Raw genomic sequence first — 25,357 nt, forward strand, 5'->3', positions numbered from 1 at the left:
AAATTAATATCTTTAAGATCATTAAATAAAATAAATAGAGAACGAACCTTTGGGCAAATTATAAAGAAGAAAAGTGATGTGAGATCAATTTCATTCTTTTGGAAGCGCTGTAAACCGCAAACTCATCAGAATCATATGCTATTATTAAAAAAAACAATAATTATTTTTATCGGAATAATTATTTCTACATCGTGCGATGCTTATAAGAACACTAAATTAGAGTTAGAAGCTTCATATAAAATTGACGTTTCAGAACCTTCCGGTTTGTCAGTTAATAATTCAGGTACAGCATTATATACAGTTAGTGACAGAACTTCAACTGTTTATAAATTATCAATGACAGGGGATATTATTGAAACATATGATTCTAAGGGATCTAATCTCGAGGGGGTTTCAACCTATACAGAAAATAAGCTTTTATTAGCAGAAGAATCAAAGAAGAAAATTGTTGTTTTAGATATGCTAACAGGAAAATCTTCAAAGCATAAAATTAAGTATAAAAATAAAGATCGAAATAGCGGAATTGAAGGAGTTACTTTTGATAGCAATAGCAATACCATTTTTATTTTGAATGAAAAAAAACCAGGGAAATTAATGAGACTTCGCAATGACTTTTCTGTTTTAGCAATGCATGATCTTAATTTTGCAGCCGATTATTCAGGTATTTTCTATGAAAACACTACTAATCTACTTTGGATTCTCAGCGACCAAAGCAAAACAATAAACAAATGTACTTTAAGTGGTGAATTGATCGAGTCTTTTAATATTATGGTAGCACAACCTGAAGGCATTGCTGTTACAGACAACTATATTTACATAGTTTGTGATACAAACGCCAGATTATATGTCTACAAAAAGCCATAGGTTTATTAAACTATAAATTTATTAGAAACTGTATTTCCTCAGAAAAAAGAGGTGTCATTGAGAAGTAAACCTTTATTAAAAACTAGAAAAAACCCATAATTCTCCAAAGAAATATGGGTTTCAAATTTTACAAGGAACAATTGCAACATTAAGTCGCTGCCGAAAGTTCAAGATGTGGATATTCTTTTGACCTATTTTGAAAAGTTGTTATTTTTGGATTTTGAATAATGCCATCTTTAATCTCAATAGCGCGTCGGATGGTTTCACTTTTTTTCCAACTTTCAGGACCTTTCATTATGAAAGGTAAATAAGGAGTTAAACTGTTAGATATTTCCCAAGTGGCCGCATTCCATAAATATGAAGGTGAATGATCTACGGCATAATAAAATACTTTTCCTACCTGAAAAATCGGTGTCTCAAAATTTGTTGGCTTGGCAAATGAAAAGCCCATACCTTCATCGCAACTGATATCTACAATTAGACAACCTGGCTTCAGTCGATCATTTTGATCTTCCGGCACAAACATCAAAGGATGGTCGGTATCCTGAAGCTTACCATTGACTATAATATCTGCATCAATCAATTCTTCAACAAATGGACGCGGAAGGTGATCAGGGTGGAGAGACATGAGATTACCATTTTCATCTTCCTCAAATTGATAATAATTGACTCCGGCCATTTGATCGGCAACTAGAAAATAGTTTCGTTGGGTAAACACTGAAATATCTTGTATGCCTCGGGCTTGCAAGGCGCGCACGGCACCTCTGCTTACCGAACCGAAACTGATCACAACTGCTTTGCGAACTGGTCCGTAGTTTCCGTCAATTCCTACCAGATTCATAGCGTGGTTTACACCCGCATATCCTGCTATTTCATTATTTTTCTGAAAGATATGCATTTGCCAATCTCCGTGTGATGACCAGCGATGCATTGCCTCCCAGGCAATAAGCGTAAGTTTTCGATCAATAGCTGTTTGCGTAATTCCTTTTTGCTGCACGCAATGCGGCCATCCCCAATGGATGGTCCCTTCTTTCATATCATCAAAATCTGCTTGTACTGGTTTAGCCAGTAAAACAATATCGCAGCTTTTAAAAAGCTCCTCCCTACTAAGAACGCCTGCGGATAATGTAGAGAGTTTGTCGTCATCCATTCCAAATGGTAAGCCATAGCCTTCTTCAAATAGCAATTGGCTTCTGACCTCTTTATCTATCCAATTCAAATGACCTGGGTGAATGGGTACTCGTTTTTCCTGTTTTTTTCTAGAAGTTCCGAAAACACCTACTGTAAGTAAACTCATTGGTTTTTGTTTTATATTTCCTTTGACAAGTAATCTTAAAAGTGTCTAGATAATTTTGCCATCCTGCATATCAGGAACTCTATAAAGGTAGGTAAAACTGAAGGTATCCCAATGATTTTCCCTTTCTCATTTTAAAGAAATGCGGAGGGATAAATCTATTATAAAAATCATCAAACTTCTGTGATAACCGAAGCATTACTTACTATTTTGGAAAGAAAAAACCCTTAATTCAGCAACTGAATTAAGGGTTTTAAAGTGGTGCCTCCAAGAATCGAACTAGGGACACATGGATTTTCAGTCCATTGCTCTACCAACTGAGCTAAGGCACCATCGCTTTGAGCGGCTGCAAATATAAATTTATTTTTTATTCTTTTCAAAACAATTCATTAAAATTTCTATTGTACTTTCGCAATTCATTTCTTCCACCCATGAATTTAGTTATTGATATAGGAAACACACAGGTTAAAGTTGCTGTTTTCGAGCAGACAATTCTGCTTCTTAAGGATCAATTTCAACAAAACGAATTAATATCAGGTCTTCTTGATATAACCGAACAATACGATATCAAAAACGGGATCATTTCACATGTTGCAGGTCTTGATCAAGATATGTTGGAAGAAATAAAGAGCTTGGTTGGTAATTTGACTGAACTCAATCATGAGACAAAAGTTCCTTTTTTTAACAATTACCTCACACCCAAAACTTTAGGGGTAGATCGTTTGGCCTTAATTGCAGCGGCCAACGCTCAGTTTCCTCATAAAAATGTATTGGTAATTGATGCCGGATCTTGCATTACTTATGATTTTCTTGACGATTTGAACACCTATAATGGCGGATCAATATCTCCAGGAATCGAGATGCGTTATAAAGCTGTAAATCACTATACAGCAAATTTACCTTTGTTAAACAAAGCGGAAGTAATTCCAAGCCTTGGCAATTCAACTGAAAATGCCATTCATAATGGCATATTAAATGGCGTTATTAAAGAAATAGAAGGAGTGATAAGCCAATATTTAGCTAAAAATCAAAAATTAACAGTAGTTTTAACAGGAGGGGACACAATTTTCTTGGCAAAAAACTTAAAAAGTAGCATATTTGCCATTCCAAATTTTTTATTGGAGGGATTGAATAGTATTTTGATACATAATATAGACGAATGATAAAAGATATAATAGTAATTGCTATTCTTTTTATATCAACACTAAGTTTTTCACAGGCAACCAATTCATCTCCTTATTCTTTATTCGGAATCGGAGATCAAGCACATCTAAAAACGGTTGAGGAAATTTCGATGGGACAGATGGGTGGAGTATTAAATAGCGAATATCAATTGAGTTTTACGAATCCTGCTTCTTATGGATCGTTGAAATGGACAACCTATGTCTTCGCTGGGGGAAATAAAACTAACAATGTAGACGACGGAGAGAATAAGCAAACCAGCTCCGCAGCTGCACTTAGCTATATTGCTTTAGGTATTCCGATTCGTGGAAACCAGGGCCTTGTTATGGGTCTTCAACTCAATACGGCTGTAGGATATTCTCTGGTAGATCAGACTTTTGATGCTGACGGTGAATTGGCAGAAATTGACAGGTATTATGGAAATGGTGGGACAAACCGGGTTTTTCTGGGTTATGGTTATCAATTTCCGCATAATATCTCCCTGGGAGTTGAACTAGCGTATGTTTTTGGTGGGATAGATAATAATGTCTTGAATAGAAGGAATAATGTACAATTGGCAACGCAACATTTAACTGATTCTAGAATTACAGGAACTTCAGCCAAAGTAGGACTTCATTACGGTCCGAAAATTTCAGAAAACCTTAGGGTTAAATTCGGAGTGGCAGCTGATCTTGAATCTACTATGAATGAAGATGGTAATATTTTGTTATATACTATAGTAAACGATGAAGATGCAATCGGAATCCCTGTAGATACTATATCGAGCTCTGAATATAAAGCCACCATAACTTCTCCTCTAAAAACGGCAATTAGTGCTGGAATTGGTGAAGATAATAAATGGTTTATTGGGGCAGAATATACTTTTCAAAATCCTTTAGAATTAAGCGGCGGGATTTATGAAGATGTTGACTTTTATCGTTATGAAAATTTTTCAAACATCTCTGTTGGTGGTTTTTATACACCAAACCTGATGTCGCTTAGCAGTTATTTTAACAGGGTTACTTATAGGGCAGGATTCAATTATCAAAAGACTGGTTTGGTCGTAAATGATACAGACATTAATGAGTATGGCATATCTTTTGGTGTAAGTTTACCTATGGGTTTAAAAATATCTAACGTAAATTTGGGTTTTGAACTGGGAAAAAGAGGGACAACAGATAAAAGCTTAATCGAAGAAGATTTTTTCAATTTCAGATTGAGTTTATCACTTAATGATAAGTGGTTTAGAAGACAAAAAATTTATTAATATTAACAAATCTTAAAAATGAAATTAGCAAAGACGGTATTGATTGTAGTGATCCTTTTCCTTTCAGTGGGAAGTTTTACTGTGTATGGGCAAGACAAGTATGGTAGCGAACCAGACAAGTGTAAAACCAACCTGTCTCTCTTCCATGAGGCGGTAAAAATGGCAAACTATGATGCTGCTTATGAACCGTGGAAATGGTGTGTTGAAAATTGTCCGCAAGCTTCAAAAATCATTTATAGCGATGGGTTAAAGATGGCTGAAGCTAAATATGATGCTGCTGCTGCTGCAATACCCGTTAAAAAAGGCGAAAAAATTGAAACCAACGACTATATCGTAAAAGTTGGCAAAAAGTATTATGACAAGTCTAAGTTAAATAAAGAGGAAATGTCAAAATACGCAATCGAAGTTATTTTGGTTTATAACCTAAGAGTGAAAAATTTTCCTGAGAATCTAGGTAAAGTTTATAGTGATTGGGCAAACTTTCTATTCAAAAGAGCCGTGTTAGAAGATTTAATTCTAAAAGAAGAGATCTTTGATAAATTAAGCTTGTCATTTAAAGCTGATCCTACTGGGATGAGTGTTAAGAATCTTGGTAAATATTTCCAAACAGTTACAGATATTGAAAAAGATGTAAATCCTCAATTGGTTTTTGACACCTATGATGATATCAATGAAGCTGTTGGAATGAAGATGGATAAATATTCTCGTGAGCTGGATGTTATAAATGCTAAATTGGATAAAGGCGGCGAGCTTACAAAAAAAGAGAAAAGTCAAAAAAGAGCAAGAGAAGTAAACCTAAGAGCCTTAGGACAGGTTGAAGGATATCTTGACAACACTTTAACTGAGGTTGCAACTTGTGATAGACTGATACCTTTATATAAAGACAATTTTGAAAAAAATAAAAACAATGCTACTTGGTTAAAAAGAGCTGTTTCAAGATTGAATCAAAAAGAATGTACTGACAATCCTATCTACCCTTCAATGGTAGAAGCCTATGTTAATGCAGCTCCTTCATCAGATGCTTTTGTATTTTATGCTGGAATCTTAATGGAACAAGGTGAATCAAATAAGGCTATTGAATATTTCAATAAAGCAATTGATCTTGAACCAGACAATTATAAAAAAGCCAAATACTATTACAGAGTGGCGTTGATCTTTAAAAAGAAGGGATCAAGATCAAAAGCAAGAGAATATGCAAGACTTGCTATCAAAGAAAGACCAAGTATGGGAAGCGCTTATTTGTTAATCTCTAACCTTTATGCTTCTAGTGCGAACACTTGTGGTACAGATGAAATTTCAAAAAGAATGGTTTATGTAGCTGCTGCTGATAAAGCCAAACAAGCAAAAGCTGCGGATCCTGGAATTACTTCAACTGCAAACAAATACATAAAAAGTTATATGGCCAGTGCACCTTCTAAGAAATTGGTTTTCACTGAAGGACTTACTTCTGGAGCTACACATAAAGTAGGATGCTGGATTAATGAATCAGCTAGAATACCATAATATATTGAATGGCTAAAAATATTTCATATCGCTTAATAAACATTGCTACTATACTTATAGTAGCAATGTTTTTTTCTTGTGGTAATGACATTAAAGAAGTTCAAGATTTTTTAGCTGAAAAAAACCTTCCCATCGGTGCTGCTAAAAATGTACACCTTATTCATACCGACTCTGGTAAAGTAATGACAATTTTGACGGCTCCGGTAATGCATGATTTTTCAAACAGAGAAGACCATCCATACACGCTTTTTCCTGATGGGGTGAGGATTGTAAGTTTTGATGAAAAGGGTGACTCTGTAATACTGACGGCAGGCTATTCAATTTCCTTTGCCAATACAAATATCTCAGAAGTCAAAGACAGCGTAAAAGTGGTTAACCCGGCCGAAAAAACAAAATTATTCACCGACCAGCTTTTTTGGGATTCAAATGAACATTATATTTATACTGAAAAAAAATTCACATTGATCACCAAATTTGATACTATTCATGGACAAGGATTTGAATCTAATGAAGATTTGACCAGGGTTAACATGAAGTCAATCAAAGGCAGTGTTTATGTAGACGAATCACCTTAACTATGGCTAAATATTTTAAAATTTTTGAAATTGGTTATCTTATCCTTGCGATAATACTAATCGTTGAGTCTGTTCTTATGTGGAATTCAGAACCTAATAAAGCATATATTTTTTTAGCTTTATCAGTACTAGCCGTTTTCATGTATTTCTTTAGAAAAAAATACCGTAAACGTTTTGAAAAACACGAACGAAAAGAATGATCATAATACTTGTTATCATATTTATTTCGGTATTGTTATCAGCTTTTTTTTCTGGTATGGAAATTGCCTTTATCTCTTCGAACAAAATGCAACTTGAACTTGAGAAGAAAAAAGACACCCTACACGCTAAAATATTAAAACGACTTACTCAAAAACCTTCTAAATTTATTACTACCATGTTGGTAGGTAATAATATTGCTTTGGTGGTCTATGGATATTTCATGGGAGATCTCTTAATGGGCTTCTTTCACGATGTTATCAACAATGAATTTTTACTTTTGCTTACCCAAACCTTTATCTCTACCATTATTATATTAATTACAGCTGAATTCCTGCCAAAGGCTGCGTTTAGAATTTATGCCAACGAAAGTATGAGGTTATTTGCCTTTCCTGCTTATTTTTTCTATTTGCTTTTTTATATTATCTCAAGGTTCATTACCGCCATTTCTGATTTTTTCTTACGTATATTTTTCAATACCAGGGAAGATCAGGTTCAACTTGCTTTTTCTAAAGCTGAATTAGGGCACTATATTGATGAGCAACTTGAGTCTGCAGAAGATGAAATCGATTCAGAGATCCAGATTTTTCAAAATGCGCTTGAATTCCATAATGTTAAGGCCAGGGAGGCCATGATTCCAAGAACAGAAATCATAGCTGTTGAGGTACATGATTCTCCAAAGAATTTAAAACAACTTTTTAACGATACCGGGCTTTCAAAAATTATGGTTTACAATAACTCTTTGGATGATATAATTGGCTATGCTCATTTTTTTGATCTCTTTAAGAAGCCGAAAAATATTAGATCTATTCTTTTACCTATTGAGATTGTTCCAGAAACCATGATGATTCATGATATCCTTAATGATCTGATTCTTAAAAGCAAAAGTGTTGCTATCGTACTTGATGAATACGGAGGAACTTCCGGATTAATTACTATTGAAGATATTATTGAAGAACTATTCGGGGATATTGAAGATGAACACGATTCTATTACCCTGCTAGAAGAAAAAGTAAATGACAGAGAATACAAATTCTCAACTAGACTGGAGGTAGATTATATCAATGAAGTTTACGATCTTGAGCTAACTAAAGATAGTAACTATGAAACACTTGGCGGACTTATTGTAAATCATACTGAAAACATCCCTTCTACTGGTGAAATCATTCAAATTGACAACTACCAATTCACCATCCTAAAAGAATCTGCTTCTAAAATCGAAGAGGTCTATTTAAAAGTTTTATTTAAAGACACATAGCCCCATTTTAAGCCTAAAAAATTAGTCTTAAACTCCTTTCATTATTAAAAGGTAAATTGTATTTTCGCAACCTAAAATTTTTAATAGAAAAGAAAATGGCTGTATTATCGAAAATTAGAGAGAGATCATTATTTTTAATCATAATAATCGCATTGGCATTGTTTTCATTCGTATTAAGCGGATTATTCGATGGAAACTTATTTAACAAAACCGCTACGAGTATTGGTGAAGTCAATGGAGAACCTATTTCAAGAGAAGAATTTGCCCAGCAGGTAGAGTTCAATAGAAGCAGGTCTAATGGAAGGTCTTCAAACACACAAAATGTGAATAATGCTTGGAATACTCTAGTTCGTGAAAAAGTATATCAGACTCAATTAGAAAAATCTGGCGTTGTTGTTGGAGAGAAAGATGTTTGGGACGCTATGGTAGCACAAATATCTTCTCAGAATAGCCCTCAGTTTGCTAATGAAGCCGGGTTTTTTGATCCTGAAAAATTGAAAGAATATATTGCCACTTTACAAGATAATTCAGAAGAAGGAGAAAGTGGTTCTGCTGCTTGGTTAAGTTGGATTAACTATGAAAAAGGAATCAAAAAAAATCTAGAACAAACTACATATAATGCCCTGATCAGAGCTGGATTAGGTAGCACATTGAGTGAAGGAAAAAGAGATTATTATTTTCAAAACACGAGCGTCGACTTAGATTATGTTTACGTTCCTTTTAACAGTATTGCGGATAGCCTTGTTTCTGTAAATACGGAAGAGATAAAAACGTATATCAAAGCGCACGCTAAAGCATATACAGTTGAGGAGTCTAGAGACATTCAATTTGTTCAATTTAAAATTGAGGCAACTGAAGAAGATGAGAAGGCAATTCAACAAGAATTAATTCAAATGATTGAAGATCGTGAAGAATATAGTAATGCTGCGAAGGCAAACGTTACCGTTCAAGGATTCAAAAATGCGGTTGACATGAATGAATTCAATGCTGAAAATGAATCAGACACTCCTTATGATGCTAACTACTATAATGAAGTAGCGCTAGCCATAAACGCGCCAGATACGCTGTTCAATTTAGATCAAGGAACAATTTATGGCCCTTATAAGGATAAAGGGTTTTATAAATTATCTAAAGTAACCGGTATCAAACAATTGCCTGACTCGGTAAAAGCGAGTCATATCCTAATCTCATTTGCTGGTAGCGCCACTGCCGACGCAAGTATCACTAATTCTCCTGAAGAAGCTGAAAAAGTTGCGGATAGTTTACTGTCAGTGCTTAAAGCCGACCCAAGTAAATTTGAAGAATTAGCAGAAAACTTATCAGTTGATAAAGTTTCTGGTGCAAAAGGAGGAGATTTAGGTTGGTTTGTTTACAGAACAATGATCCCTGAATTCAGAGATTATAGTTTTGAAAACGCGGTTGGCGATATGGGAGTTGTAAAATCTCAGTTCGGTTATCATGTTATTCGCATTGAAGAACAAAAAAACAAACAAAAAAACGTTCAAATCGCTACTTTCTCAAGAAAAATAGACCCATCAGAAACAACTGAAAACAATGTTTTTGAACTAGCAGAAACTTTTGCCGCTGATCTTTCAGCTGGAAAAGACATCAATGAACTAGCAAAAGAAAAGGGATTTTCAGTAAGACCTGTCTTAAGTCTTGAAGTATTTGATGACAATATAGCTGAATTAGGTTCTCAAAGACAAATAGTTCGTTGGACATTTGAAGATGCTACAGAAGTTGGTGGCATCAAAAGATTTGATCTTGACAATGGTTATGCAGTAGTGAAATTGTCTGCAAAAAATAAAGCAGGATTATCCGGAAAAGGTCAAAATGTAAGAAATATCGTTCTCAATGAAAAGAAAGCTGCATTAATCAAAGAAAGATCTACCGGGTCAACTCTTGATGAAATAGCTACTCAGAACAACGTTACAAAGAGTAGTAGTTTGGCAGTTTCAAATACCAGCCCTGTATTTGCAGGTGTAGGGAGATTTGTTGATATATCAGGTGTTGTTACTTCTTTAGAGGAAAATCAACTGGCAAAAAACATTATTGGGAAAAGTGGTGTTGCTTTTGCGACAGTCACTAAAAAGACCTTGCCTGCTGAATTACAAAATTACAATGGAAATAAAAAGAATTTGGAGCGTACGTTATCGGGTAGAAGTTTACTCATTTTTGAAGCCCTAAAAGAGAATGCTGACATTGTAGATAATAGAGCGGTTTTTTATTAGAAATTTCCGCCGATTGCTTTTATTATCTGCCACTTTGAAAGTAGAGAAATAAAAAAAAAATGCTTAAAGTGAGTTATTTGGCAAGTTTTTATATATTTGTTAAATATTACTTAAAATTTAAGCTTACTTAACAATTAAAAGATTATAATTTAAAATTGATTACAATGAAACATTTAAAACGAGTATTATTAATCGCATTGGTTGTTGTTTTTGCGAACAATATTAGTGCACAGGATAAAGATAATCGGTGGATTATTGAGTTGGGAACCAACGCGGTTGACTTCTATCCTACCGGAGCAGATACAGATAGTGCTCCTATTGCTACACCATATGATGATGGTGATGATCCTATGGCCGTTGGTGGTTTTGGTGAAGATTTTTTCAACACTGACCATTGGAATACAGCTGGGCTTCTTTCTAGCCTAAGAGTAGGTTACTACGTAGGTAGTGGTTTCTCTGTTGGATTAACTGGATCTTACAACAAAATCACTAAAATTGGTGATGTAAGAGTTAGTAGTATGACTTATACAGCTGCTGATCTTGATGTTAAATTTGGTTTTGTAAAAGAACCAACATGGATTGATCCATACATCTTCGCTGGTGGTGGTTACACTTGGTTAGAAGGAGAAGGAAACGGAACAGCTAATGCTGGTTTAGGTTTGAATTTCTGGTTTAGCGAAATGTTCGGTGTTAATGTTCAAACAAAATATAAGCATTCTTTTGACGAAGATGTTTTATTACCTCACTTCCAACATTCTGCAGCCTTAGTATTTAAATTTGGTGCACGTGATGCTGATGGTGATGGAATTTATGACAAATATGATGCTTGTCCAGAAGTTGCTGGTTTAGAAGCTTTCAATGGTTGTCCTGATACTGACGGTGATGGAATCCAAGATTCTGAAGACGCTTGTCCTACAGAAGCTGGTTTAGCTGAATTTAATGGTTGTCCTGATACTGACGGTGACGGTGTACCAGATAAAGATGACGCTTGTCCAACTGAAGCTGGTCTTGTTGAATTAAACGGATGTCCTGATAGAGATGGTGACGGTGTTGCAGATAAAGATGACAGATGTCCAGATGTTGCTGGTCCTGTTGAAAATGAAGGTTGTCCTTGGCCAGATGCTGACGGTGACGGTATCCCAGACAAAGATGACGAATGTCCAAATATTGCGGGTGTTGCTGAAAACAATGGTTGTCCAATAGTTTCTGCTGAAGTTCAAAAAGAAATTACAGATTTAGCAAGAGCGATTTACTTCGTAACTGGTAGTTCTAAATTTACAGATGAAACTGAAATCAGAATGGAGCAGGTTAGTAAAATTGTTAACCAATACCAAAACTTAAGATTTGATGTTGAAGGTCATACTGATAGTACTGGTAGTGATAAAATTAACAATAAATTGTCTCAAGCAAGAGCTGATGCAGTTAGAGCCTACTTAGTTGATAAAGGTTTCCCTGCTGACATGATCACAGCTAAAGGATTTGGTTCTGCAAGTCCAATTGGAGATAACAAAACAAGTAAAGGAAGACAGCAAAACAGAAGAGTTGAAATATTCTCTGAATACGCTGAAAGATAATCTATCTTAGATATTAAAAATAAAACCATCGGTCATTTGATCGATGGTTTTTTTTATGCAATAATGTTTACATTTGAACTATGCAATCCTTCCTGTTAAAAGTAGTTTCTGAAGTATTAAAAGATCGGCACCCTGTTTCAGATATCACATTTGTACTTCCTAATAAAAGATCAGGTATCTTTTTAAAGACACTATTAAAGGAACAGCTTCATGAGGTTACTTTTTTACCACGAGTACTAAGCATTGAAGATTTCGTCAAAGAAATAACAGGTTTTGAAATCTTGGATACTGTCAACCTCTTATTTGAATTCTATGGAATTTACAAAGAGAATACAGCTCAACATGAATGTGATAGTTTTGAAAACTTTTCCAAATGGGCCAGCATTCTGATACAAGATTTTAATGACCTTGACAGTAATTTATTTGATACAGCATCGATTTTAAAATATCTCGGTGAAACAAAACGCATCGAGCAGTGGTTCCCTGATGAGCCCTCAGCAAGCCCTATGGTTGAGAAGTACTTATCATTCTTTGAGAAGATTATCACCTATCATTCCGCATTTAAAAAGCATCTTTTAGCAAAAAACACAGGTTATCAAGGGCTCGTGTATAGGCTAGCCTTGGAATATTTGCCTACTTTTAAATCAGAGAACGCTAATCATAAGTTCGTTTTTGCAGCCTTCAATGCGCTTAATAAAGCCGAAGAAGAAATCATTCAAGATTTGTTGGTAAGTGAGCTAGCCTCTATTTATTGGGATCATGATGAATTTTACGAAAAATCGAATAATCAATCAGCTCAATTTTTTAAAAAATACCAAAGATCCTGGCCTTATTATATCTCAAATGATTTTAAATGGAAAGAATCAAACATTAATACCCCAAAAACAATTCATTTTCACGGCTTACCCAAAAACATAACGCAAATAAAACATGTTGGGTCACTGTTAAAGGAACTTCATGCGGCAGGAGACATTGAAGACACTGCCGTTATCCTCGGAAATGAAAAATTGCTTCCTTCACTTTTGAATTCGATGCCCTTGGAAATTGCCAAAGCAAATATCACAATGGGTTATGAATTACAGAATATTTCTTTAAGCTCTTTTTTTCAGGCTCTTTTTAATTTACATTTAAACAAGACCAAATGGAAAAAAGAACAAACATACTACTATAAAGATCTTACGGCACTTTTAAACGATCCATTTTTAAAAAGTCATTGGATAAAGCATCCACAAGTTGAGATGCGCTTAAAATCCATTCTTTATACAGAAAAAACGATCTTTATCCCTGAAGCCAAAATCTTGTCTCTTGTAGAAGATTGTGAAGACCTTCAACAACTTTTCAATCTTATTTTTAAAGGTTGGGATCAACCGATTGATTTAATCATCAACAGTATCATTCAAATAATTGATGTTTTTAGAAAATCCAAGGATCAGAACAACCTTCATATTGAGTATTTATTCAGATACAATGATATTTTTATTCAACTGTCGAATCTCAACAAAGACTATGGCTTTATTGATAACCTTAGTTCCCTTTATCAAATATTTCAGCAAATACTTAAAACTGAAAAACTATCATTTCAAGGGGAGCCTCTCGAAGGACTTCAAATCATGGGCTTACTTGAATCCAGAGGACTTGATTTTAAGAATATCATTATCTCTTCGGTAAATGAAGGGTTCTTGCCTGCTTCAGGAACAAACAATTCCTTTATTCCCATGGATATCAAATTCGAAAAAAAAATTCCTACTTTTTTTGAAAAGGATGCCATATTTTCATTTCACTTTTTCAGGCTTTTTCACAGGGCTGAGAATGTATATTTGATCTACAACAATATTACAGATGATTTTGGTTCGGGGGAGCCAAGTCGTTTTATCAGACAATTGGAAGTAGCAAAGGCATTAGGGCAACTTGATCAGGTGACTTTTAAAAAGAAAACAATTCACCCTAAGCTTCAAGCTGATCCTACCCACTTAAATTCAATAGACAAGAATGAATCGATTGTTTTAAGGTTAAAGGAAATTGCATTAAAAGGGTTTTCCCCTAGTTCTTTGACCAACTATATCAGAAACCCTTTAGATTTTTACAAGAGAAGTATTCTTGGTATCAAAGAATTTAAGGAAGTAGAAGAAACTATTGCCGCAAATACGTTCGGAACGATAATTCATGACACTTTAGAGCAATTGTATACGCCTTATGTAAATCGTTTTTTAAAAACAGATGATATAAAACAAATGATTCAACATGTCGATGAGCACGTGAGTCAGCAATTCAGTAAAAGTTTTTCATTGACTTCTATTACCTCTGGAAAGAATTTTTTGGCCTTTGAAATTGCGAAACAATTTATTTTAAATTTCCTGGAATTTGAACTAAGTGAACTGAAAAAAGGTAAAAACATTAAACTTTTAGGACTTGAAATACCCATTAGTATGCAACATCAGGTTAAGGGTCTTGATTTTAAAGTAAAATTGAAGGGGAAAATTGATAGAATAGATCAGGTGGATGGTTCAATAAGAATAATGGATTATAAAACCGGAAAGGTTTCACCTACACAACTTAAAATCAAAGATTGGAGCCTTTTAGGTTCTGAAGAAAAATTTTCTAAGAGTTTTCAGGTCCTTACCTATGCGTACATGTATTTAAATCAATCAGACAGACCAATAGACGAGCTCAACTTGCAAAGCGGCATCGTTTCACTCAAAAACCTTAAGGCTGGGTTTATGGCCTTTGGAGGAGGTCAAATTACAGATGAAATTCTAAAATCATTTGTGCTTGAACTCGACAAGTTAATATTGGAACTATTTAATACGCACACTCCTTTTCTTGAGAAAGAACTACCCATTTTTAATTATTGAATAAAAACTTTTTAAACACAAAAATGAATACGATCAAAAATATAGAAATCCAAGGCAGGCATAATAAACCAATTTTAGCAGATGTTTACTTCAAAAAAAATGAGGCCCCAAAGAATATCGTTATTTTCTGTCATGGTTATAAAGGCTATAAAGATTGGGGTGCATGGAATCTGATTGCCGAGTCATTCGCCGAACAGGATGTTTTCTTTCTTAAAATGAATTTCTCACATAATGGTGGTACCAAAGAACAGCCAATAGATTTTCCTGACCTGGAAGCCTTTGGACAAAATAATTTCATCAAAGAATTAGATGATTTAGACAGTGTCATATCATGGGTCTATAATTCTAAAATTTATGAAAACGAGATTAATAAACAAAGTATTACCTTAATTGGTCATTCACGAGGCGGAGGCATTGTACTCTTAAAATCCGCATCAGATAAACGCATCTCAAGAGTGATCACCTGGGCCGGTGTTTCGGATTTTGCCAGCAGATTTCCAGTTGGTGAGCAACTTGAATCATGGAAAGAAAACGGGGTAGCTTATGTCACAAACGCACGAACCAAACAAGAAATGCCTCATTATTTTCAGTTTTATACCAATTTTAAAGAGCATGAATCTTCGCTCACCATAAAAACGGCAGTCAATTCATTATCTATCCCATATTTAATTCTACATGGAAGTAAAGATGAAACGGTATCATTGAAAGAAGCCCAGCTTCTTAATTCCTGGAATCCTAAAACACAACTTTCCGTGATTGATGACGCAAATCATTCATTTGGGAGTGCTCAGCCCTGGGAATCCTCATCAATACCTGAACATTTGTCATTGGTTCTTGAAAAATCTGCCAACTTCATAAACGCTTAGTTTATCCATCGTTTCCTTATTATTTTTAAAATAATTTCGATTTGATGTTTACCTCAAAGGACTACTGTGCACCAATCAATGCACTTGAATAAAATTTGAGTCAAAATATAAACCTAAGAGTATTTTGGATGTATTGTTTCTCTTGATAAAAGAGAATCATCAAGGAAGGGCCTGATAATAGGGCCCTTTTTAGGTTAAAGTCGTTCTTTTTCTTAACTTTATAGATGAAGTCAAACCCCCAAACCTATTTATTATGAGACTTTACAAATTGATTAGCCTATCCCTTTTGATTAGTATTATTTCTATCAATAACCTCGAAGCACAATTACTTAAAAAGCTTAAGAAAAGAGTTCAGGAAGCAACCGAAGAGGTTGTCATTGAAAAAGTAGCGGAGAAATCCGCCCAGGAAACTGGTAAAGCTATGGACAGTCTTTTGAATATAGATCCTGAATATCAATCTGATTACCAAAATCAATTAAATCAAATGATGCTTGCAGGAGGTGAGTCTATACCTGTAGAAGATTCCTATGCATTTGATAAAAAAGTAATGTATAAGATGGAAATCACTGGAAATGACAAACCTTCCATCGTAAATTATGAAATGTGGTTTTCAGATAATTCTGAATATATGGCAACTCGAGTTCAGGGTAATGAATCTCCTGATTCACGTGATATGCCAAGTTCAATGTTGAGTATTTTAGATGAAAAGAACAAAGCCATGATTGTAATTATGAAAGAGCAAAAAATGGCACAGGTTCTTTCAATGGACAAAATAAAAAATATTGCAATCGAAGAGAACGAAAAGGATTCTGTTCAAACTGATTTCAACTCTATTAAAAAAACTGGTAGAACGAAGAAAATTCTGGGTCATACATGTGACGAATTTATCTCTACCAATGAATCAAATACATTTTCTTTCTGGGTAACCGAAGATTTAGAGCTGTTTCAAAAGAATATGTTTTTCAACCTCAGTAAGTCATTGGGAGGGAATTCATTTAATACAATTCCTGAAGAAGCTAAGGGTTTTATGATGGAAATGCACTATGAGAATTCAGAAAATAATGAAACAACTACCATGACCGTAATTGATATTCAATCCATAAAAAACACAATTAATATGAATGAATACCAACTTATGAATCTTGGTCAATTCATGACAAAATAACTTAATTCGAAGAAATAATTTTTATTTTTATTGGTAAACACCTGTTCTTTTGGGAAGTACCTCTCTTGACTTATTTTCAATTCTTCATGCCAAAAGGGCCTAAAAAATACTTCTTAACTACTGTGTTAAAAACTTTCACATCAATGTGAATAACTAAGATTTTATATTCAAACAAAATGTGGAATCTTTGCCACATAATTCTCCCAATTATTTATTCATCATTTAAATAACAACCCAATAATATGTCAAATATTGAACCTATTTTACGTCCTAACAAAGACAGATTTGTCATTTTTCCAATTCAACATAACGATATATGGGACTGGTACAAAAAACAAGAAGCTTCTTTTTGGACAGCTGAAGAAATAGATTTAGAACAAGATGTTATTGATTGGGATAACAAACTAACAGATGATGAAAAGTACTTCATTAAGCACATTTTAGCATTTTTTGCAGCTTCTGATGGTATAGTTAATGAAAACCTTGCGGAGAATTTTGTGAGCGAAGTTCAATATACCGAGGCCAAATTCTTTTACGGATTTCAATTGATGATGGAAAATATTCATTCAGAAGTTTATTCTTTATTGATCGATACGTATATAAAAAACGAAAGTGAAAAAAATGAGCTTTTTAAAGCTATTGATGTATTTCCTGCGATCAAAAAGAAAGCTGACTGGGCTTTAAAATGGGTTGACAGTGATAGTTTTGCTGAAAGACTTATTGCTTTTTCGGCTGTTGAAGGAATATTCTTTTCCGGAAGTTTTTGTTCCATTTTCTGGATGAAAAAAAGAGGCCTTTTACCTGGTTTAACCTTTTCGAACGAATTGATTAATCGTGATGAAGGTTTACATTCAGATTTTGCTGTATATCTACATCAAAATCATATCATGAATAAAGTGCCTAAAGAAAGAATTACTGAAATTCTTGTAGATGCATTGAATATTGAAAGAGAATTTATTACTGAGTCTTTACCGGTTAGTTTGATCGGTATGAATTCAAAACTAATGACGCAATATCTTGAATTTGTTACTGACAGATTATTGCTTGAATATGGCTGTGAAAAAGTATATAATGCTACAAATCCTTTTGATTTTATGGAAATGATCTCCTTGGAGGGCAAGACCAACTTCTTTGAAAAAAGAGTTTCAGAATATCAAAAGGCCGGCGTAAAATCAGGCGGAACGGGAAGTATATCTTTTGATGCCGATTTTTAATCAATCAAAAATATTTTAAAAACTTTTAAAGGTAATTTGTTGACAGCTAGTGATTTATATAATTATTAACGATGAATTGTTAACAATATCTTAAAGTATTTACAGAATCGACTTGAGTTTATTCTATTTTAGAACTGATCAAAAGTCTATTCAAATTCAATGTAATATCGGTTTCAGATATTACAATATTAAACGAGTAATGTGGGCTCATGACTAAGGCATGAGAGTAACTAACCTTAAAAAAACATAATAAATAAATGTATGTAGTAAAGAGAGACGGCAAAAGAGAACCGGTAATGTTTGATAAAATTACCGCAAGAGTTAGAAAATTATGCTATGGATTAAATGATTTAGTGGATCCCATCAAAATTTCGATGAGGGTTATTGAAGGGATATATGACGGAGTTACGACTTCTGAATTAGACAACCTTGCAGCCGAGATTGCAGCCACTTTAACTACTACTCATCCAGATTTTGCAAAAGTTGCAGCGAGAATTGCTGTTTCCAACTTACATAAAAGCACAAAAAAATCATTTAGTGAAACTGTAAAAGACTTACATGTTTATGTAAATCCAAGAACAGGTAAGAAGGCTTCCATGATCGCTGAAGATGTTTATCAAATCATCATGGATAATGCTGATAAACTTGATTCGACTATTATCTATAATAGAGATTTCGGTTATGACTTCTTTGGATTCAAAACCTTAGAAAGATCTTATTTGCTAAAGATCAATGGTGAAATAGTTGAAAGACCTCAGCACATGTTAATGAGAGTTTCAATTGGTATTCACAAAGAAGATATTGATGCGGCCATCGAAACATACGAACTGATGAGTAAACGCTACTTTACTCATGCTACGCCTACTCTTTTCAATGCCGGTACTCCTAAACCACAAATGTCATCATGTTTCCTTTTGCAAATGCAAGATGATAGTATTGACGGAATTTACGATACACTCAAACAAACAGCCAAAATATCTCAGTCAGCAGGAGGCATAGGCCTTTCTATTCATAATGTAAGAGCTACTGGATCGTATATTCGAGGTACAAATGGAACTTCAAATGGTATTGTTCCTATGCTTAAAGTTTATAACGATACTGCGAGATATGTTGATCAAGGTGGTGGAAAACGAAAAGGTTCTTTTGCTATTTATCTTGAACCATGGCATGCAGATGTATTCCAATTTCTTGATTTAAAAAAGAATCATGGAAAAGAAGAAATGAGGGCAAGAGATTTGTTCTTCGCTATGTGGGTGCCAGATTTATTCATGAAGCGTGTAGAAGAGAATGGAGAATGGACCCTTATGTGCCCTAATGAATGCCCACATCTTTTTGATACTTATGGGGATGAATTCGAAAAGCTATATACGGGGTATGAAAAAGTAGGAAAAGGAAGAAAGACCATAAAAGCAAGGGAACTTTGGGAAAAGATTCTCGAAGCTCAAATTGAAACTGGTAACCCTTATATGCTATACAAGGATGCAGTTAACAGAAAATCGAATCATAAGAACCTGGGAACAATTCGTTCTTCAAACTTATGTACCGAAATTATGGAATACACTGCTCCTGATGAAGTTGCAGTATGTAATTTAGCTTCAATCGCAATTCCAATGTTCATCTCTGAGGATGCGAATGGTGTGAAATTTTTTGATCATAAAAAATTATTCAAGGTTACTAAAAAAGTGGCTAAGAATTTAGATACGGTAATCGATCAGAATTATTATCCTGTACCTGAAGCTGAAAATTCTAATATGCGTCACAGACCTGTTGGAATTGGAATTCAAGGATTAGCTGATGCTTTTATATTACTTAGATTACCATTTACAAGTGAGGAAGCTAAAAAACTAAATCAAGAAATTTTTGAAACCATATACTTTGCTTCACTGACAGCTTCAATGGAATTGTCAAAAGAGAAAGAACCATATTCAACTTTTAAAGGCTCTCCAATTTCTCAAGGTGAATTCCAATTTAACATGTGGAACATCAATGAAGATGAGTTAAGCGGAAGATGGGAATGGAAAAAACTGAGAAAAAACATTATGGATCATGGGGTGAGAAACTCTTTATTAGTAGCTCCAATGCCTACTGCTTCAACTTCTCAAATTCTAGGGAATAATGAAGCCTTTGAACCATATACATCAAACATATATACAAGACGTGTACTTTCAGGTGAATTCATTGTTGTCAACAAACACTTATTAGAAGATTTGGTAAATCTAGGCCTGTGGAACAATGACATGAAAGAAGAAATCATGCGTGCTAACGGATCTATTCAACATATTGAATCTATTCCTCAAGATTTAAAAGATCTTTACAGAACAGTTTGGGAAATGAGTATGAAAGACATTATCGATATGGCTCGCCATAGAGGTTACTTTATTGATCAATCTCAATCATTAAACCTATTCATGCAAGATCCTGATTATGCCAAATTGACTTCTATGCATTTCTATGCCTGGAAATCTGGATTAAAAACAGGGATGTACTATTTGAGAACAAAATCTGCAGTAAATGCCATTCAGTTTACGGTATCTAAAAAAGCTGATGCATTACCTGCCGGGGCTGTTGAAGAGAAACCATTGACTGGTGAAGAACTCAAAGAAATGGTCATTAAATCTAGAGAAAACCCTGATGATTGTCTCATGTGTGGATCTTAAATTTTAAATCTACTTTATAAAAAAAAGGAATCTGTTTAGATTCCTTTTTTTTATTTCAACTTTTAAGAAAAACTAGACTGCTTATACTTTTATAATTATCTTCTTGTTTTTTATTATTCCTGTTCTTCAATTGTTGCTAAATCATAGCTTAACCTTTTAGATCTCATCACTACAGGCTCTAACAATACATTCTTGTTTTTTATATTTACCTTTTGTAACTCCGCAGATTCATATCCAATAAAATCAACAACCAAAACATAGTCTCCATTCAATAAGGATAATTCAAAATTTCCATTTATATCAGTCTCTGTGCTGATATCTAAACCTTTCACCTTAACAGTTGCGAATACCATTGGTGCATTATCACTTGCTGCATCAAGCACATTTCCTTGTACCTTGATCTTTTGGGCCACAGCAATACTACAAGTTAAAAAGGCTAGAATTAGTGTTATTTTTTTCATCATAAATCTTATGATGCAAAGAAATGGTTTTTTGAAATTTTCAATGTTATCCCATTGTTAAGGAATCATAATAAATACGTTAATATATTTTGACACAGGGTTGTTAAATAGTGAGGTAATTAGTATGTTTATGATTGAAAATCAGCTTTATGATTAAAAGATGGATCTTTCTGATCGTTCTAATCATCCTTGCTATCGTCTTATTCTTCAATCCTAATTTTAAGACAATAGCAGCCGGAGTGTCTATTCTATTGTTTGGAATGATCACTTTGGAAGAGGGTTTTAAAACATTTACAAAAGGACCACTCAAAGCAATCCTGCGAAAAGCAACTGATAAACTGTATAAAAGTATTTCATTAGGAGCCATCGTTACGGCCTTTATACAATCAAGCTCGCTTGTGTCAGTGATTACAATATCGTTCATTAGCGCGGGCCTAATCACTTTAGCTGGCGGAATCGGTCTTATTTTTGGAGCCAACATCGGTACAACTGCAACCGCTTGGCTGGTAGCTGGCTTCGGATTAAAAGTTAAAATCTCAATTCTGGCGATGCCGATGCTCATATTTGGTATCATTTTCTCTTTCCAAAAAAGCGCAACATTCAAGGGTCTTGGCAATATACTAACCGGACTAGGGTTCTTTTTTCTTGGAATCTTTTTTATGAAAGAAGGTTTTGATGTTTTCAGTCAAGATTTTGATCTTACCATTTATGCCGTGCCGGGATTCTTAGGTATTATTATTTATACCGGAATTGGCATCTTTATAACAACAGTTCTCCAATCGAGTAGTGCTTCTTTAGCCCTAATTCTTACTGCATTATCAGCCGGTCAGATCGAATATGAAAATGCCTTAGCGCTGGCCATTGGAACGAACATCGGAACTACCATAACCGCACTGATCGGTTCTGTAGGATCTAATATTGCCGGAAGAAGATTAGCCTTAGCGCACCTTATCTTTAATTTAGTTACCGGTTTAGTAGCACTGGCATTTATTAACCCCCTAAGGCGATTAGTTGATCAACTTTCAATCGGTTTTGGCATTGCTGCAGATGATTTCACGCTCAAATTAGCCCTATTTCATACCATATTTAATGTGTTGGGAGTATTAATTATGATTCCATTAATTAAGAAACTGGAACGCTTCCTTCTCCGCTTTGTTAAAGACAATCGTGTGAAAGATATCGATGAACCCAAATTTCTTAACGAGTCTGGTCTGGAATTCCCTGGAACTGCCATTTCCTCTTTAGAAAATGAGACGAAATATCTATTTGAAAATGCTGTTTATGAAATTGTTACGCATGCCCTTAATATGCATCGCAGTGATATTTCATCGGATCTCAAGCCCAAGGAACTCGTCAAAAAATCAACAAAAGAGATCGATATAGACGTAAGAGATTTATACGTACATAAAGTGAAAACTATTTATGGTAAAATTCTTGAATTTGCTACAAGAACCCAAACTGAATTAGAACTTAACAAGGCTCAAAACAAGAGAATCTCAGAAATTAAAATTGCAAACCGAAAAATGGTGGAAGTTATTAGGGATGTAAATGAATTGAGGCGTAATGTGAGCAAGTATACTCATTCTGACAATAAATATATTAAAAAAGAGTACAATGGATTCAGAAGACAAATAGTAAAAGTTTTTCGTGCTATATATACATTTAAAATAGATGAAAACAGAGAAACCAGCTATGCTGAACTCGTTGATATGAGAAAAAAGGCCAAAGAAAAATCAAAACGCGGCAGTAATCATATCAATAATCTTATTCGAAAAAATCTGATTTCTACTAATATGGCATCCTCAGTGGTGAATGATCACGACAATGTAAATGATATAATAAAAAAACTGATTGAAGTAGGTCAATTACTGTATACAGAAAAAGATAGTATACTAGAAGTTAACTAGTCCATTCGATTATTAAATTAAAGCCTTTTATAAAGAGCTACTCGACATGATTTCTTCCATCATGCTCGTCATAATACAAGTTAAGAATATGCATACAAGCCTCAATTAAATCCTTGGTTTCTAACAATATGATGAAGTAAAGTGTCGTATTCTTTGGACTTGTAGAATCACTTTCTCTTGTTCGCTCTACCTGCTTCTGAATAGATTCCTTAACCTCTTCTAATAATGCTTTTTTTGAATCGATAATATCTGGTACAATCCTGTCAAAAGTTCTCGAATCAAACACCTCACTGATTCTAGCAAACAACGCGACTAATTTTTCATTAATATCAAGGAGTTCTTCTGTTTGTTTTTTCTTTAATTTTTTATGATGATTGTTAACATGCTTATGACTTACTTTCGCAATAAGACTTGATGATTGCGTCACATCCTGCAGGCTTCCAATTATATCAATATAAAACTTACTGGCTCCTAGATATGAATCATCGAGATCCTTAATAAAGTAAAAAATATTATTCTGAAGGTCTTCTACTTCTGATTCAAGTTTCACAACAGAATCTTTGGCTTTTTTTAGTTTATCTACATCCTGATCGATCAAGGCTTTTATCGTTGTTGTGTTTATTTTTCCAACGCGTTTTAACGCTTTTGAAATATTATCAGCACTTTCTTCAATTACACCGTGTATTGAACCACTTTCAGCCTTGTTTAAAGTATCTTCTGTTCTTAACTCTCTTGATTTTCTAATATGCTTAATGTAATTTCTGGAAAGTAATAATACAGCCAATAAAAGCAAGACTGCAATCATTGTAGGTCCACCCAAATGAATAAGGTAAGCTACAGTGCCTGCAGCTAAAAAGGCTACAATTGCAGTAAAAAACCAACCGCCAATTACATTGAGTACACCCGCCACTCTGTATACTGCGCTTTCGCTTCCCCATGCCCTATCGGCCAAAGAAGTTCCCATGGCAACCATAAAGGTCACATAGGTCGTGGAAAGAGGCAATTTCATAGATGTGGCAATTGAAATCAATACACTGGCAACCATCAGGTTTACCGCAGCTCTAACCATATCAAAGGCAGGAAGTTCATGACTTTTATCCTTTGTAAGTTTAATAACGGGTTTCGTAAATTGCTTGTCAATTTTGTTCAATATTGGTTTAGGTATTACCGTGCTCGAATATTGAGAAATCATCATGGTCAACTTCACTAAGTTTCTAGACAACCAATGCGGTTCAAATCGCTCTTTCGTATCTTCTTGACTAGAAAGATCAATTGATGTTTTAACTACATTTTTTGCCTTACTTGACAACCATAAAGTAAGGACCATAATCAGCCCTGCCGCTACAAGAAACAAGGTAGGTGTAGGCACCTTTTTACTGAGCACACCCATACTAAATTCAGTGGCCGGAATTCCTGAAGCACTCCAGGCCTCATAAGATTGCCATGCAGCAATAGGAACCCCAATAAAATTCACCAGATCATTACCAGCAAAGGCCAAAGCAAGTGCAAATGTACCGATGATAATAATTACCTTATAAATGTTTAACTTAAATACTACAACAGAAATATAGGAAAGTAGTGTCCAGATTATAAAACTTACGCTCACAATCATTAGGGTCTTCCCCTCTATCATTGGTTTGATATTTGCGTAATAATCTGTTCCTTTTAAACCTTTAATAAATATAAAATAGGTTATCGCCGCTAAGGCAAATCCACCAAAAACTGCTCCTACCCATTTTGCCTTTTTCTCAAAATCAAATGAAAGTAAAACCCTTGAAATATACTGAACAATCGCACCTACCGAAAAAGCCACTACCACAGAGAGTAATATTCCTAAAATGATCTCTGTTGCCTTTTCTGTGTTGATATAATTTATTACATCTCCAAAAGAGCCATTATCAGCCCCTATTTTGATCAAGGCCATGGCTACGGCTGCTCCTAACAGTTCAAAAACTATTGAAACTGTTGTTGATGTGGGCATCCCGAGGGTATTGAAAAAATCGAGTAATAGTATATCGGTAATCATTACCGCCAGGAAAATGATCATTATTTCATTAAAATAAAACTCGCCAGGAACAAATATTCCCTTCCTTGCTACCTCCATCATTCCACTTGAAAAGATGGCTCCAAAAGCAATCCCAAGACTGGCAACAATCATAATAGTTCTAAAAGAAACCGCCTTAGAACCAAGAGCTGAATTCAAAAAATTAACGGCATCATTACTGACACCTACCACTAAATCAGCCACGGCCAGAACGATTAAAGCCACGATCATTAAAAAGTAAATATTCTCCATTATTTTTTAAGGTC

At 34.5% G+C, this 25,357-nt stretch carries 17 protein-coding genes and 1 tRNA gene; 14 read left to right on the forward strand and 4 right to left on the reverse strand.

Annotated features, from left to right (window positions below):
- Window positions 1-135: 135 nt before the first annotated feature.
- Window positions 136-864 (forward strand): SdiA-regulated domain-containing protein, encoded by a 729-nt coding sequence (locus QWY87_RS00810; RefSeq protein ID WP_290287416.1) that lies wholly within the window; start codon window positions 136-138, stop codon window positions 862-864.
- 148 nt (window positions 865-1,012) lie between these two features.
- On the opposite strand, the gene QWY87_RS00815 is transcribed toward QWY87_RS00810, so the two are convergent.
- Window positions 1,013-2,161: a N(5)-(carboxyethyl)ornithine synthase gene (locus QWY87_RS00815; protein ID WP_290287418.1), complete on the reverse strand. Its 1,149-nt coding sequence runs from the start codon at window positions 2,159-2,161 to the stop codon at window positions 1,013-1,015.
- 256 nt (window positions 2,162-2,417) lie between these two features.
- Window positions 2,418-2,490: transfer RNA gene (locus QWY87_RS00820), tRNA-Phe, on the reverse strand.
- A 99-nt stretch (window positions 2,491-2,589) separates the two neighbouring features.
- Between QWY87_RS00820 and QWY87_RS00825 the strand changes: the two genes are divergently transcribed.
- The 12 genes from QWY87_RS00825 to QWY87_RS00880 all read left to right on the forward strand — a co-directional run bounded on the left by QWY87_RS00825 (window position 2,590) and on the right by QWY87_RS00880 (window position 20,679).
- Window positions 2,590-3,321 carry a type III pantothenate kinase gene (locus QWY87_RS00825; protein WP_290287421.1) on the forward strand — a complete coding sequence of 244 codons (732 nt, stop codon included), beginning with the start codon at window positions 2,590-2,592 and terminating at the stop codon, window positions 3,319-3,321.
- Window positions 3,318-4,586, forward strand: a complete 1,269-nt coding sequence (gene bamG, locus QWY87_RS00830) for a BamG family beta-barrel-assembly machinery protein (protein ID WP_290287423.1) — start codon at window positions 3,318-3,320, stop codon at window positions 4,584-4,586. Before QWY87_RS00825 ends, bamG begins: the two co-directional genes overlap by 4 nt.
- 18 nt (window positions 4,587-4,604) lie before the next feature.
- Window positions 4,605-6,089, forward strand: a complete 1,485-nt coding sequence (locus tag QWY87_RS00835) for a tetratricopeptide repeat protein (RefSeq protein WP_290287426.1) — start codon at window positions 4,605-4,607, stop codon at window positions 6,087-6,089.
- An 8-nt stretch (window positions 6,090-6,097) separates the two neighbouring features.
- Window positions 6,098-6,664, forward strand: a complete 567-nt coding sequence (lptC, locus tag QWY87_RS00840; RefSeq protein WP_290287428.1) for an LPS export ABC transporter periplasmic protein LptC — start codon at window positions 6,098-6,100, stop codon at window positions 6,662-6,664.
- A 196-nt stretch (window positions 6,665-6,860) separates the two neighbouring features.
- On the forward strand, window positions 6,861-8,120 hold the full coding sequence (locus QWY87_RS00845) for a hemolysin family protein (protein WP_290287430.1): 1,260 nt from the start codon (window positions 6,861-6,863) through the stop codon (window positions 8,118-8,120).
- 95 nt (window positions 8,121-8,215) lie between these two features.
- Complete coding sequence (locus tag QWY87_RS00850; protein WP_290287432.1) at window positions 8,216-10,351, forward strand: peptidylprolyl isomerase; 2,136 nt, start codon at window positions 8,216-8,218, stop codon at window positions 10,349-10,351.
- Between the two features lie 164 nt (window positions 10,352-10,515).
- Complete coding sequence (locus tag QWY87_RS00855) at window positions 10,516-11,925, forward strand: OmpA family protein (protein WP_290287434.1); 1,410 nt, start codon at window positions 10,516-10,518, stop codon at window positions 11,923-11,925.
- Window positions 11,926-12,005: 80 nt separating this feature from the next.
- Window positions 12,006-14,777: a PD-(D/E)XK nuclease family protein gene (locus QWY87_RS00860; protein ID WP_290287437.1), complete on the forward strand. Its 2,772-nt coding sequence runs from the start codon at window positions 12,006-12,008 to the stop codon at window positions 14,775-14,777.
- Window positions 14,778-14,800: 23 nt separating this feature from the next.
- Entirely contained in the window at window positions 14,801-15,643 is an 843-nt protein-coding gene (locus QWY87_RS00865) for an alpha/beta hydrolase family protein (protein WP_290287439.1), read from the forward strand.
- A 253-nt stretch (window positions 15,644-15,896) separates the two neighbouring features.
- On the forward strand, window positions 15,897-16,808 hold the full coding sequence (locus QWY87_RS00870) for a DUF4412 domain-containing protein (RefSeq protein ID WP_290287440.1): 912 nt from the start codon (window positions 15,897-15,899) through the stop codon (window positions 16,806-16,808).
- Between the two features lie 242 nt (window positions 16,809-17,050).
- A complete protein-coding gene (locus tag QWY87_RS00875; protein ID WP_290287442.1) occupies window positions 17,051-18,022 on the forward strand; it encodes a ribonucleotide-diphosphate reductase subunit beta in 972 nt (323 codons plus the stop codon).
- Window positions 18,023-18,279: 257 nt separating this feature from the next.
- A complete protein-coding gene (locus QWY87_RS00880) occupies window positions 18,280-20,679 on the forward strand; it encodes a ribonucleoside-diphosphate reductase subunit alpha (protein ID WP_290287444.1) in 2,400 nt (799 codons plus the stop codon).
- Window positions 20,680-20,792: 113 nt separating this feature from the next.
- Here QWY87_RS00880 and QWY87_RS00885 read toward each other — a convergent pair whose 3' ends face one another.
- The gene (locus QWY87_RS00885; RefSeq protein ID WP_290287447.1) at window positions 20,793-21,140 is read right to left on the reverse strand and encodes a carboxypeptidase-like regulatory domain-containing protein; all 348 of its coding nucleotides are present in this window, start codon (window positions 21,138-21,140) and stop codon (window positions 20,793-20,795) included.
- 149 nt (window positions 21,141-21,289) lie between these two features.
- On the opposite strand from QWY87_RS00885, the gene QWY87_RS00890 reads away from it, so the two are divergent.
- Complete coding sequence (locus QWY87_RS00890; protein ID WP_290287449.1) at window positions 21,290-23,047, forward strand: Na/Pi cotransporter family protein; 1,758 nt, start codon at window positions 21,290-21,292, stop codon at window positions 23,045-23,047.
- Between the two features lie 37 nt (window positions 23,048-23,084).
- Here the strand turns inward: QWY87_RS00890 and QWY87_RS00895 are convergent, their stop codons facing one another.
- Entirely contained in the window at window positions 23,085-25,343 is a 2,259-nt protein-coding gene (locus QWY87_RS00895) for an inorganic phosphate transporter (protein WP_290287451.1), read from the reverse strand.
- Window positions 25,344-25,357: the final 14 nt, after the last annotated feature.

Source organism: Lutimonas halocynthiae (assembly GCF_030409835.1).
Lineage (GTDB): Bacteria > Bacteroidota > Bacteroidia > Flavobacteriales > Flavobacteriaceae > Lutimonas > Lutimonas halocynthiae.